The organism is Pseudomonas sp. W2Oct36 (genome assembly GCF_041060465.1).
GTDB lineage: Bacteria > Pseudomonadota > Gammaproteobacteria > Pseudomonadales > Pseudomonadaceae > Aquipseudomonas > Aquipseudomonas graminis_B.
In genome coordinates, this window is the sequence record NZ_JAUERW010000002.1 from 302,082 (window position 1) to 314,338 (window position 12,257).

Genomic DNA, 12,257 nt, shown 5'->3' on the forward strand with positions numbered 1-12,257 from the left:
TGCGCGCCGGCCTTTTGCACTCAAGCAGGGGGCACACGGGAAGAAGCGCGCAGGTGACGGCAGTGATGAGCAGGTGGGTTTTATGGGTGATGCTTGCGGTGTGTATCAAGGTTCATGCAGACGAGCGCAGTGTTGAGTTTGATTACCGCAGGGCGCCCGCCTGGCCGTATTCGCTTTCAAAATCGGGAGTATCCGGGTGGGTCGTCTACAACCTGAAGGCGCACCACGATGGAAAGGTTTCCGCGCCTGAGGTGCTGGACAGCTCGCACCCTCTGTTTTCCCTCTCCGTGGTAAACGTTGCGCCGATATGGCGCGTAAAACCCTGGGTGGTCAGTGATCAGCGTCCGGCAGTTATCTCGCTGCGCCAGGAGCATTACTTCGTCCACTCGCGTGAAGGAAATGCCCCCGTGCCCTGGCTTCATCGCAGCCTGCGACACATGACCTGCGCCCGATTCAACAAGCGACTGGACGACTTCCAGCAAAACTCATTCGGTCTTGAAGAGATCGACATGAGCGTGTTCCGGCACACCTTCAAAGTGCTGGCAAGGGTCGCCACTTACCGCAGGCTGTCCGACGAGCGACGGTTCGCGCTGGGGGATGCGCTGGCAGATGCAGCTCCGGAGATCATTCAGCGATGCCGGGCGAATCCGGAACTGCGTTACAAGGACGTGTTACCTGATCAAGTGAGGATGATGCTGTGAGCGCGTGGTCAGCCCTTTCAGATTGGAGGCGATCCCGATGCACGCTACCTGACGCTAACCACCACTTTGCCAACCGCTTTCCTCTGCGCCAACGATTCAATGGCTTCCCCTGCCTGCTCCAGCGGGTAAACCTTCGACACCAGCGGCTTCAGCTTGCCCTCGCTGAACCAGGTGAACAGTTGCTGGAAATTCGCCGCGTTGTCCTGGGGCTGGCGTTGGGCAAATGAGCCCCAGAACACACCCACAGCCGAGGCCCCTTTCAACAGCGCGAGATTGACCGGCAGCTCAGGAATGCGGCCACTGGCGAAACCGACGACCAGCAGTCGCCCGTTCCAGGCGATGCCCCTAACGGCCTGATCAAAAAGGTCGCCGCCCACCGGGTCATAGATCACATCGACGCCGTTACCGTTGGTGAGGCGTTTGATTTCATCCTTGAGATTGCTTTCGCTGTAGTTGATTACCTCGTCGGCGCCTGCGTTTTTGGCGACCTCCAGCTTTTCTGCGCTGCTGGCGGCGGCAATCACTCGAGCGCCCATGGCTTTGCCGATCTCGACGGCCGCCAGGCCGACACCCCCGGAAGCGCCGAGGACGAGCAGTGTTTCGCCTGCCTGCAGATTTGCGCGCTGTTTAAGGGCGTGCATGGAGGTGCCGTAAGTCATGCTGAATGCCGCGGCGGTGGTGAAGTCCATCGTTTCGGGAATGGGCAGGACGTTGTAACCGGCCACGGCGATCTGTTCAGCGAAGCTGCCCCAGCCTGTCAGCGCCATTACCCGGTCACCGACACGCACATGGCCGACCTTTTCACCGACAGCGGTCACGATACCCGACGCCTCACCTCCAGGTGAAAACGGAAAAGGCGGCTTGAACTGGTATTTGCCCTCGATGATCAGCGTGTCCGGGAAGTTGACCCCGGCAGCGTGCACGTCCAGAAGAATCTCGTTTTTCTTCGGCTCCGGGCTGGGGATTTCCTCCAGCACCAGACCTGCAGCGGGACCGAAGGCTTTACAAAGCACGGCTTTCATCGAGGGCTATTCCTTTTTCGGGGATGGCCGATAAGTACAGGTAGCGAGGTTGTGGGGTCAATGAGCATGGCCCGGCCTGATAGGCGTGCATAAGCTGAAGTAAGCTATGCGGCAAAACGGATTGAGGAGCGGACTGTGAAAGCGTGGATTCTGATGTTGATGGCATTGTCGATGCCGGTTGTGGCGCTGGCCGAAGAGGGCGGGGAGAAGGAAGATCCGAACAAGGTTTCCTACGTGGCGTTGACGCCACCCTTCGTAGGCAACTACTCACTGGATGGCGGCCCGAAACTGCACGTCTATAAGGCCGACGTCGCCTTGCGCGTGACCGGCGCCGAAGCGCAGAAGCTGGTGAAGCAGAACGAGCCGCTGATTCGCAATCAGCTGGTGGCGCTGTTCACTCAGCAAACGGTCGACAGCATGGGCAACGTCGATGCCAAGGAGAAACTGCGTCAGGAAGCCCTGAAGCAGACCCAGCAAGTGCTGACCCAGGAAACCGGCAAGCCCGTGGTTGATGACCTGCTGTTCAACAACTTCATTGCCCAATAACGCCGCGTTCTGAACTCAGCGCAGGCCTAGCACGGCGGCCCATTGTTCGTCCGTCACCGGCATGACGGACAAGCGGCTGCCTTTCTGCACCAGTGGCATCTGCTCCAGTGCGGCTTGTTGCTTCAGAAAACTCAGGCCCAGCACGTTCGGAAACGCCTCGACGAATGCCACATCAAGGGCGCTCCAGGGGTTTTTCTGCTCGGTGGCCTTGGCGTCGAAGTAGTGGCTTTTTTCGTCCAGCGCAGTGGGATCGGGATACGCGGCCTTGACGATTTCTCCGATGCCGGCGATCCCGGGCTCGGGGCAGCTGGAATGGTAGAAAAAGAACTGATCGCCCACGGCCATCGCGCGCATAAAGTTGCGGGCCTGGTAGTTGCGTACACCGTCCCAGCGCGTCTGCCCGAGCTTTTTCAGCCCGCTGATCGAGAGCTCGTCGGGCTCGGATTTCATCAGCCAATAGGCCATTTATAAGGCTCCTGAACAGGTCTTGGGAAAGTTGTCCTACGATTTGATGACAAACCGACAGTCGGCTGGCGCCAGTATTTGCGTGTTGCGTCACGTTGCCGCAGAATGCCGGCATTTTAAGGGCTGCACTATCTGGCGGCCTTGTTTAAACGTTATCGATTTCAGATTCTGATTCGTTACAAAGGGGACGATGAATGCGACGCAAGCCGGATGTACTGTGGATTTTGGCAATTTTGTTCGGCTTGGGAATCGTTACCACCGGTTATGCGCAAAGTCTGTGGGCTGCCAAGGCAGACGCGCCGGTTGAAATCACTCAGCAACAGCAGCCACAGCTCCGCCGCTAAACCGCTTTTTCGCAGCGCGCTTTTTTTCACCCAAGCGCGCATTGCTGATGATTTACCCCGCCATATACCAACGCGTACCCGTCACCGTTCCTGCCAACGGAACATCCCAACTGGCGACCGCCAGCTTCCCGACTTTCTGACACTCGTGGGCCAGTCCCAGCAGCACCGGCTTGCGCCAGGTTTTACGACGCGCGAGATAAGCCAGGCTGCGGTCGTAAAAGCCACCACCCATCCCAAGACGTCCCCCGTCCGGATCGAACCCCACCAGCGGCATCAGCACCAGGTCGAGCGTCCAGATCTTGCGCTGTCGCCTGGCATTGGTACGTGGCTCCGGGATGCGGAACCGGTTCGGCTTGAACGTCTCCCCGGGGCGCACGCGCTGAAACACCATTTTGGTTCGAGGCCAGGCACTGAGCACCGGCAGGTACGTGGTCTTGCCGCGTTTTTGAGCGGCACGGAGGAGCAGGCGCGGGTCGATTTCACCGTCCATCGGAAGGTAGAGCGAAACATGACGGGCGCGGCGAAACAGCGGGTTTTGCGCCAGTTGACGGTACAGGCCCTGCGCCGCCTGTCGCTGTTCTGCCGGGCTGAGCGCGCGACGATTATGGCGAAGAAGCCGACGCAACTGTGGTCGAGAGAGGCTTGAAGGATCTGGAAGGGGAGCGGCGCCGGATGAGGTCATGCTGGCGGGTCCGTGAGGCGTTGGATAGTGATGTCGTGGAATCAGGCAGATTCACGATGCCCACCGCCAGACGGGGCGCCTGGCGATGGGTAGAAGGTTCGAGACTCCCCGACGAACCGCTGTCGGTGTAGCCCTTGAACCCGAAAGTTCAAGGTGGAGATTGCAGGAGGTTTTAAGGCTTTCCGTCGAGCGGACATGCACACCAACCCCAACGTGCAACCCCCGTGGTTGTGCGTATCGGCTCAGGGACATGACCGACTGGCAAGCACTCCAGGGAGCGGTCGCAAGTATACCCAATCATGTCCGAACAATCAGCCTTGTGCTTTATCCGAATCCGTGGCAAGGACCAGGTCTACACGGTCCAGCAAATCGCGAACCTGCTCACTGTTGGCACCATTGGCCTGGGCCTTTGCGGGTGGCAGTTCCTGTTTGTGCAGAAGGTCATGGGTAATATTCAGTGCAGCCATCACCGCAATACGGTCGGCGCCGATGACTTTGCCGCTGCTGCGGATCTCGCGCATTTTGCCGTCCAGATAACGCGCGGCGCTGACCAGATTGGTGCGCTCCTCTTGCGGGCAGATGATCGAATATTCTTTGTCGAGGATTTGCACGGTGATGCTGTTGCCATTACTCATGAGTCTTGCTCCAGGGCCTTGAGGCGCGAAATCATGGACTCGACCTTTTGCCGGGCGATTTCGTTTTTTTCAATGAGTTGAGCGCGTTCCTCGCGCCAGGATTTTTCCTGAGCTAATAGGAGTCCGTTTTGACTTTTTAGTTGCTCGACACGATTGATCAATAACTCCAGTCGAGCCATCAGCGCTTGCAGGTCGTTGTCTTCCATTGTTTTCCACTGATTACTTTCAGATGAGTGGTGCAGGCGCTGGCGTCTGGATTCGCCCCGGACATCGCCTGATAGCTTGGGCGCGTCTGCCGGTGCTACGATACAAGGCCTTCATTCTAGACATTGCGCCGCTTGGCGCCTAGTTGCCCATGCCTATTCAGAATTCCCCGTACAACGGCTTCGCCGCCCTGCTTGCCAGCAGTGGTCATCATGTATCTCCTGCCGAATTGCACGGCCTCTTGCTGGGCCGCAGTTGCGCCGGCGCAGGCTTCGATGCAGAAGAGTGGCTGTCCGACGCTCATCTGCTGCTGGAAACAGAGCCAGACGACAAAGTGCGTCAGGCCCTGATCGGCCTGCAGGCAATGGTCAAAAGCGAACTGACCGGTGACGACATGACCGTCGTGTTGCTGTTGCCCGGTGATGATGAGCCTCTGGCTGCACGCACCGCCGCCATGGCCCAGTGGTGCCAGGGTTTCCTCAGTGGCTTTGCCCGGGTGGGTGGCCAGTCACTGAGCGATGATGCCAGGGACGTGCTGCAAGACCTAGCTGCCATTGCTCAGGTTCATGACGCGCTGGACGAGTCCGAAGATGGCGAGAGCGACTACATGGAAGTCATGGAGTACCTGCGCGTTGCGCCGTTGCTGCTGTTCACCGAGTTCAACCAGAAAACCGATGCTGACGACGAAGCCAAGCCTTCTTTGCACTGACAGCGCGTCATCGCTGCTTCGTCCATGCCGCCCTTGCGCGGCGGTGGCCGAAGCGCATCTCCCGGAGAACCGCACTTGCCCATGATTCATATCCCGAAAGCCGAATATGCCCGCCGCCGCAAGGCGTTGATGGAGCAGATGGAGCCCAACAGCATCGCCATCCTGCCAGCGGCGGCTGTGGCGATTCGAAATCGGGACGTCGAGCATGTGTACCGCCAGGACAGCGACTTTCAGTACCTGAGTGGCTTCCCCGAACCGGAAGCGGTGATCGTGCTGATCCCTGGCCGCGAGTACGGTGAGTACGTCCTGTTCTGTCGCGAACGCAATCCCGAGCGCGAGTTGTGGGACGGCCTGCGCGCGGGCCAGGACGGCGCGATGCGCGAGTACGGCGCCGATGATGCCTTCCCGATCACCGACATCGACGACATCCTGCCCGGCCTCATCGAGGGTCGCGATCGGGTGTATTCGTCCATGGGCAGCAATCCTGAATTCGACCGCCATGTGATGGAGTGGATCAACGTCATCCGTTCCAAGGCGCACCTGGGTGCGCAGCCGCCCAAAGAATTCGTTGCGCTGGATCACTTGCTTCACGACATGCGCCTGTATAAATCGGCGGCCGAAGTGAAGGTGATGCGTGAGGCCGCGCAGATCTCGGCCCGTGCCCATGTGCGAGCCATGCAGGCCAGTCGCGCCGGGCTGTACGAGTTCAGCCTGGAAGCGGAGCTTGATTACGAATTCCGCAAGGGCGGCGCGAAGATGCCGGCCTATGGCTCCATCGTCGCCTCGGGGCGCAACGCCTGCATCCTGCATTACCAGGAGAACGACGCGCCGCTCAAAGACGGTGACCTGGTACTGATCGATGCCGGTTGCGAGATCGACTGTTACGCCAGTGACATTACCCGTACCTTCCCGGTAAGCGGCAAATTCTCCGCCGAACAGAAGGCGATTTACGAGGTGGTGCTCAAATCCCAGGAAGCGGCGTTTGCAGCAATCAAACCCGGAAATCACTGGAATCAGGCCCACGAGGCTACGGTTCGAGTCATCACCGAAGGGCTGGTTGAGCTGGGGCTGCTGCGAGGCGCGGTGGATGAACTGATTGCTGCCGAAGCGTACAAAGCTTTTTACATGCACCGCGCCGGACACTGGTTGGGCATGGACGTGCACGACGTCGGCGAATACAAGGTCGGCGGAGAGTGGCGTGTTCTGGAGGCCGGGATGGCGCTGACGGTCGAGCCCGGCATTTATGTGTCCCCGGACAATCAGACCGTCGCCAAAAAGTGGCGCGGGATTGGCGTGCGAATCGAGGATGACGTCGTGGTAACCAAAAAAGGCTGTGAAATCCTGACGGGCGATGTGCCAAAAACCGTTGCCGAGATCGAGGCCCTGATGGCCGCAGCACGAACCCAAGCCGCATGAGCCGCTTTAATCTGGCCATCGTGGGTGGCGGACTGGTCGGCGCAAGCCTGGCCCTGGCCCTGCAAGCCGGGGCGAAGGCGCGAGGCTGGAAAATCGTCCTGATCGAGCCGTTTGCGCCCGGCGACACTTACCAACCCAGCTACGACGCGCGCTCTTCAGCGCTGTCTTTCGGCGCGCGGCAGATCTACGAGCGCTTGGGCCTGTGGCAGCAGATCAGCCGCCGCGCCGAGCCGATCCTCAAAATTCACGTTTCCGACAAAGGCCGGTTTGGCGCCGCGCACCTGTCTTCGATGGAAGAAGGTGTTCCGGCCCTGGGCTACGTGGTTGAAAACGCCTGGCTGGGCCAATGCCTGTGGCAGGCGCTGGACAAGGACGTGATCAGTTGGCGGGTCCCGTCCGAAGTCACGCACATGCAGGCGCTGCCCGATGGCTACCAACTCACACTCAATGACGAAACTCAGCTCACCTGCGACCTGGCGGTGCTGGCCGATGGCGGCCGTTCCAGCCTGCGCGAGCAGTTGGGCATTGCCGTGCGACACACGCCATACGATCAAAGCGCGCTGATCGCCAACATCACGCCGGGAGACCCACACGGTGGTGAGGCCTTCGAGCGGTTTACCGAAAATGGCCCCATGGCGTTGCTGCCGCTTCCGGATAATCGTTGCGCGCTGGTCTGGACGCGCACCGGCGATGACGTTCAACGGCTGATGGCGCTGGACGACCGAAGCTTCCTGGAAGAGCTGCAGGGCGTCTTCGGCTTCCGGCTGGGCGCACTGAAGCAAGTGGGGGCGCGCCACAGCTATCCGCTGGCGCTGATCGAGGCCGAAGAGCAGATCCGCTCCCATCTGGTGGTGCTCGGCAATGCCGCCCACAGTCTTCATCCGATTGCGGGGCAGGGCTTCAACCTGTCGCTGCGTGATGCCGCCTCCCTGGCCGAGGCGCTGCTGGCCAGTGATGCACCGCTGGGCGAGCTGTCGACGTTGCAGGTGTATCGCGAGCGCCAGCGGGTTGATCAAAAACTGACCGTCGGCTTTTCCGATCAGGTCACCCGGTTGTTCAGCAGTCAGCAGTCCGTCGTGACTGCAGGCCGCAATCTGGGCCTCCTGGGCCTGGATCTGTTGCCTTCGGCCAAGAGCTGGTTCGCCCGTCAGGCCATGGGCCTGGGAACGCGAAGCGATGTCTGAACACTCCATTCATTCGTGGCCTTCGCCACAGTCGAGAACGATTTAAAGCATGGAAACGCGCGCAGATCTGCTGATTGTCGGGGCCGGAATGGTGGGGAGTGCGCTCGCGCTGGCGCTGCGAGACAGTGGGCTGAACATCCTTGTGGTGGATGGCGGTCCCCTGACGGTCAAACCGTTCGTGGCTGATGCCCCCTTCGAAGCCCGGGTCAGTGCGCTGTCCATCGCCAGTCAGCGCATTCTTGAGCGGCTTGGCGTCTGGGATGGCATCGTTGCGCGTCGCGTCAGCCCCTACAGCGACATGCACGTGTGGGATGGCAGCGGCACGGGCAAGGTGCATTTTTCTGCTTCCAGCGTTCACGCTCAGGTGCTTGGGCACATCGTCGAAAACCGCGTGGTGCAGGATGCGTTGGTCGAACGTCTGCATGCCAGCGACATCGGCATGTTGGCAGACGTGCGTCTGGAGCAGATGCGTCACTCCGGCGATGACTGGCTCCTGACGCTCTCCGACGGCCGCACATTGCGTGCGCCGCTGGTGGTGGCCGCCGATGGCGCCAACTCGACCGTACGACGCATGACCGGCACCGCGACGCGGGAGTGGGACTACCTGCACCACGCCATCGTGACGAGCGTGCAAATGGCGGACTCCCACCGTAAAACCGCCTGGCAGCGCTTCACTGACAGTGGCCCGCTGGCCTTTTTGCCGCTCGACCGAGAGGGTGAGCATTGGTGCTCCATCGTCTGGTCGGTGACGCCGGAGCAATCCGAGCGTTTGATGAAGCTCGACGACGAACGCTTCTGCCGTGAGCTGGAGAATGCGTTCGAAGGCCGTCTCGGGCCGGTGATTTCTGCTGATCCACGGCTTTGCGTGCCGCTGCGTCAACGCCACGCCAAGCGCTACATAGCGCCTGGCCTTGCGCTGATCGGCGATGCCGCGCACACCATCCATCCGTTGGCGGGGCAGGGCGTCAACCTGGGCTTTCTCGACGCAGCGGTGCTGGCCGAAGTGCTGCGCGGTGCGGTGGAGCGCGGCGAACGTCTGGCCGATGAGCGCGTGTTGAGCCGTTACGAGCGTCGGCGCATGCCGCATAATCTGACCTTGATGGCGGCGATGGAAGGCTTCGAGCGACTGTTCCAGGCTGACGCGCTGCCGGTTCGTCTGTTACGCAACGCCGGGCTGAAGATGGTCGATCGTTCGGCAGAGGCCAAAGCGTTGTTCGTGCGCCAGGCCTTGGGCCTGACCGGGGACCTCCCGACGCTGGCACGGCTCTGACAACACGGCACTTTCTGTCCGCGCGCTTCACCGTGGGACCGGCTTTAGCCGGAAAAGCGCCATTCGTTACGCCGCGAATCTGATGGCGTTCAAGCTGGCCTCCTCCCGGCTGAAGCCGGTCCCACTGTAACTGCGCGTGCGTTCAGTGGTGCCGGGTGTAGCACCGCCAGCATCTCGCAACATCCGGTAACGCCTCAATCCTGACTTCGGTTGAGATGGCAGATGCGATTCACTACCATTTCGCCTCGTTTTTCCCCTCTCTCGAATCAGGAGAACCTGCATGCAGGCGAGCAAGCGTCTTTTGGCTGCCCTGGCGTTAACCGTGCTCGGCAGCACCGCCCAGGCCGCAGATGAAGTGGTGGTGTATTCCTCCAGAATCGATGAGCTGATCAAACCGGTGTTCGATGCCTATACCGCCAAGACCGGCGTGAAGGTCAAGTTCATCACCGACAAGGAAGCGCCGCTGATGCAGCGCATCAAGGCCGAGGGCCAGAACGCAACGGCTGACCTGCTGCTCACCGTCGACGCGGGCAACCTCTGGCAAGCTGAGCAAATGGGCATCCTGCAGCCGTTCACTTCGCCGGTCATCGACGCCAACATTCCGTCCCAGTACCGCTCTTCCACCCACAGCTGGACCGGCCTGAGCCTGCGCGCGCGGACCATTGCCTACTCCACCGATCGCGTCAAACCTGAAGAACTCACCACCTACGAAGCCCTGGCCGACAAACAGTGGAAAGGGCGTCTTTGCCTGCGTACCGCCAAAAAGGTTTACAACCAGTCGCTGACCGCCACGCTGATCGAAACTCACGGGGCCGAGGCGTCGGAGAAGATTCTCAAGGGCTGGGTGAACAACCTCTCGACCGACGTATTCTCCGATGACATCGCGGTGCTGGAAGCCATCAATGCCGGCCAATGCGACGTCGGCATCGTCAACACCTACTACTACGGCCGTTTGCACAAGGACAATCCGGATCTCGCCGTGCGCCTGTTCTGGCCCAATCAGTCGGATCGCGGCGTGCACGTTAATCTTTCCGGCATTGGCCTCACCAAGCACGCGCCCCACCCAGACGCCGCCAAAGCGTTGGTGGAATGGATGACGGGCCCTGAAGCCCAGACCATATTCGCCGGCACCAATCAGGAATTTCCGGCCAACCCGAAAGTGGCGCCCTCTGAAGAAGTGGCGAGCTGGGGCGCATTCAAAGCGGACACGATCCCGGTTGAAGTGGCCGGTCGGCGGCAGGCCGAGGCGATTCGCATGATGGACCGCGCTGGCTGGAACTGATCTTTCGCGAAAGAAGGCCGGGTTAACGCCGGCTTTGCATCCTGACAAAGACCCTGTGGGAGCGCCACCCCGGTCACTCCCACCGAGGGCTTCGGCAACCCGCAACTCTCCATGAGTAACCCCCTTGGCCCACTCTCCCCAGCGTCGCTGGTACCCCCTGGTTTTCAGCATTGCCGCGCTGGTGCTGCTGCCGTTAAGCGTTCTGCTGTTTTCCTGGCAAACCATCGATCAGCAGATCTGGTCCCACCTCTGGGAAACCCAGATGCCGCGGTTGCTGCGCAACACCCTGACGTTGGTGATTGGCGTGGGGCTGGGCGTCACGCTGCTGGGCGTGAGTCTGGCGTGGCTGACGGCGCTTTGTGAGTTTCCAGGGCGCCGCTGGCTGGACTGGGCACTGATGCTGCCGTTTGCCATCCCGGCATATGTGCTGGCGTTTGTCTTTGTGGGTTTGCTGGATTTCGCAGGCCCGGTGCAGACGCTGCTGCGCGAGTGGTTCGGTTCCGGCCTGCGTCTGCCGCGAGTGCGCTCCACCGGCGGCGTGATTATCGTGCTGGTGCTGGTGTTCTATCCCTACGTGTATCTGTTGGCGCGCACGGCATTTCTGGCACAGGGCAAAGGCCTGATGGAGGCCGCGCGCATTTTGGGGCAGTCGCCGTGGCAAGCGTTCTGGCGCGTGGCATTGCCCATGGCACGGCCGGCGATCGGTGCCGGTGTCGCGTTGGCGTTGATGGAAACCCTGGCGGATTTCGGCGCGGTGTCGGTGTTCAACTTCGACACCTTCACTACAGCGATCTACAAAACCTGGTATGGCTTCTTCAGCCTGTCGAGCGCCGCGCAGCTGGCGAGCCTGTTGCTGTTGGCGGTCATGGTCCTGCTGTACGGCGAGCATCGCGCACGGGGCGCGAGCCGGCCGAGCAACGAGCGTCCGAGGGTCAAGGCCCTCTATCACCTGCATGGATTAAAAGCTGCCGCCGCCAGCACGTGGTGTGGACTGGTGTTCGCCTGCGCGTTTGTGGTGCCGCTGTTGCAGTTGATTGTCTGGGTCTGGCAGCGCGGGCGTTTCGACCTCGACGAGCGCTACGCCGGGTTGATTCTGCACACGCTTTATCTGGGCGGCATCGCTGCGCTGGTCACGGTCTGCGTGGCGATGATCCTTGTGTTTGCCCGGCGTCTCGCCCCCACCCGCGCCATCCGCTCGGGCGTCAGCGTCGCCAACATTGGCTATGCGCTGCCCGGCTCGGTGCTGGCGGTGTCGATCATGTTGGCGTTCAGTTATCTGGACCGGGAACTGGTCGTGCCCTTATCTAGCTGGCTGGGCGGCGCTGGCCGACCGTTGCTGCTGGGCAGTCTGGGGGCGCTCGTGCTTGCGTATCTGGTGCGTTTTATCGCGGTCGCGTACGGGCCGCTCGAGAACAGCCTGTCGCGGATTCGCCCGTCACTGCCCGAAGCCGCGCGCAGTCTGGGGGTCAGCGGGCCGCGATTGTTTTTCAGGATTTATCTGCCGCTGCTCATACCCGGCACGTTGAGCGCTGCGCTGCTGGTCTTCGTCGACGTCCTCAAGGAAATGCCCGCCACGCTGCTCATGCGCCCGTTTGGCTGGGACACGCTGGCCGTGCGCGTCTTCGAAATGACCAGCGAAGGTGAGTGGGCGCGTGCGGCTTTGCCTGCGCTGACCCTGGTGCTGGTCGGGCTGCTCCCGGTCATCGGTTTGATCAGACGTTCGGCCAAGCCGATTGGTTAGGTGCGGGGTCCCAACCTTGCGGCTACAATGCGCCGCAATCGACTCGGTCTGTCAGA

General features: G+C 61.0%; 14 protein-coding genes and 1 other RNA gene. 9 read left to right on the forward strand and 6 right to left on the reverse strand.

The window, feature by feature from the left end; translation table 11 throughout:
* Nucleotides 1-53 precede the first annotated feature (53 nt).
* The gene (locus QWI18_RS04120) at nt 54-701 is read left to right on the forward strand and encodes an energy transducer TonB (RefSeq protein WP_369318266.1); all 648 of its coding nucleotides are present in this window, start codon (nt 54-56) and stop codon (nt 699-701) included.
* Nucleotides 702-745: 44 nt separating this feature from the next.
* On the opposite strand, the gene QWI18_RS04125 is transcribed toward QWI18_RS04120, so the two are convergent.
* Entirely contained in the window at nt 746-1,723 is a 978-nt protein-coding gene (locus tag QWI18_RS04125; protein ID WP_369318267.1) for an NADPH:quinone oxidoreductase family protein, read from the reverse strand.
* A 135-nt stretch (nt 1,724-1,858) separates the two neighbouring features.
* On the opposite strand from QWI18_RS04125, the gene QWI18_RS04130 reads away from it, so the two are divergent.
* Complete coding sequence (locus QWI18_RS04130) at nt 1,859-2,269, forward strand: flagellar basal body-associated protein FliL (protein WP_065987463.1); 411 nt, start codon at nt 1,859-1,861, stop codon at nt 2,267-2,269.
* A 15-nt stretch (nt 2,270-2,284) separates the two neighbouring features.
* Here QWI18_RS04130 and QWI18_RS04135 read toward each other — a convergent pair whose 3' ends face one another.
* Nucleotides 2,285-2,734, reverse strand: coding sequence for an EVE domain-containing protein (locus QWI18_RS04135; protein WP_296308188.1), 450 nt, complete (start codon nt 2,732-2,734; stop codon nt 2,285-2,287).
* A 194-nt stretch (nt 2,735-2,928) separates the two neighbouring features.
* Between QWI18_RS04135 and QWI18_RS04140 the strand changes: the two genes are divergently transcribed.
* Nucleotides 2,929-3,078: a hypothetical protein gene (locus QWI18_RS04140; protein ID WP_122534092.1), complete on the forward strand. Its 150-nt coding sequence runs from the start codon at nt 2,929-2,931 to the stop codon at nt 3,076-3,078.
* Between the two features lie 52 nt (nt 3,079-3,130).
* Here the strand turns inward: QWI18_RS04140 and QWI18_RS04145 are convergent, their stop codons facing one another.
* The 4 genes from QWI18_RS04145 to QWI18_RS04160 all read right to left on the reverse strand — a co-directional run bounded on the left by QWI18_RS04145 (nt 3,131) and on the right by QWI18_RS04160 (nt 4,601).
* On the reverse strand, nt 3,131-3,760 hold the full coding sequence (locus QWI18_RS04145; protein ID WP_192130703.1) for a 5-formyltetrahydrofolate cyclo-ligase: 630 nt from the start codon (nt 3,758-3,760) through the stop codon (nt 3,131-3,133).
* 101 nt (nt 3,761-3,861) lie between these two features.
* A non-coding RNA gene (ssrS, locus tag QWI18_RS04150) (6S RNA) lies at nt 3,862-4,040 on the reverse strand.
* Between the two features lie 31 nt (nt 4,041-4,071).
* On the reverse strand, nt 4,072-4,395 hold the full coding sequence (locus QWI18_RS04155; protein ID WP_065987460.1) for a cell division protein ZapA: 324 nt from the start codon (nt 4,393-4,395) through the stop codon (nt 4,072-4,074).
* Nucleotides 4,392-4,601, reverse strand: coding sequence for a TIGR02449 family protein (locus tag QWI18_RS04160; protein ID WP_037016503.1), 210 nt, complete (start codon nt 4,599-4,601; stop codon nt 4,392-4,394). Before QWI18_RS04160 ends, QWI18_RS04155 begins: the two co-directional genes overlap by 4 nt.
* 149 nt (nt 4,602-4,750) lie before the next feature.
* On the opposite strand from QWI18_RS04160, the gene QWI18_RS04165 reads away from it, so the two are divergent.
* The 6 genes from QWI18_RS04165 to QWI18_RS04190 all read left to right on the forward strand — a co-directional run bounded on the left by QWI18_RS04165 (nt 4,751) and on the right by QWI18_RS04190 (nt 12,201).
* On the forward strand, nt 4,751-5,308 hold the full coding sequence (locus QWI18_RS04165; protein ID WP_192130705.1) for a YecA family protein: 558 nt from the start codon (nt 4,751-4,753) through the stop codon (nt 5,306-5,308).
* Between the two features lie 81 nt (nt 5,309-5,389).
* On the forward strand, nt 5,390-6,724 hold the full coding sequence (gene pepP / locus QWI18_RS04170; RefSeq protein ID WP_065987458.1) for a Xaa-Pro aminopeptidase: 1,335 nt from the start codon (nt 5,390-5,392) through the stop codon (nt 6,722-6,724).
* On the forward strand, nt 6,721-7,908 hold the full coding sequence (ubiH, locus tag QWI18_RS04175; protein WP_369318268.1) for a 2-octaprenyl-6-methoxyphenyl hydroxylase: 1,188 nt from the start codon (nt 6,721-6,723) through the stop codon (nt 7,906-7,908). The genes pepP and ubiH overlap by 4 nt, the downstream gene beginning before the upstream one ends.
* A gap of 49 nt (nt 7,909-7,957) precedes the next feature.
* On the forward strand, nt 7,958-9,178 hold the full coding sequence (locus QWI18_RS04180; protein WP_369318269.1) for a 2-octaprenyl-3-methyl-6-methoxy-1,4-benzoquinol hydroxylase: 1,221 nt from the start codon (nt 7,958-7,960) through the stop codon (nt 9,176-9,178).
* 280 nt (nt 9,179-9,458) lie between these two features.
* Complete coding sequence (locus QWI18_RS04185; RefSeq protein WP_369318270.1) at nt 9,459-10,460, forward strand: extracellular solute-binding protein; 1,002 nt, start codon at nt 9,459-9,461, stop codon at nt 10,458-10,460.
* 124 nt (nt 10,461-10,584) lie between these two features.
* Nucleotides 10,585-12,201, forward strand: coding sequence for an ABC transporter permease (locus QWI18_RS04190; RefSeq protein WP_369318271.1), 1,617 nt, complete (start codon nt 10,585-10,587; stop codon nt 12,199-12,201).
* The last annotated feature ends 56 nt before the right edge of the window (nt 12,202-12,257 follow it).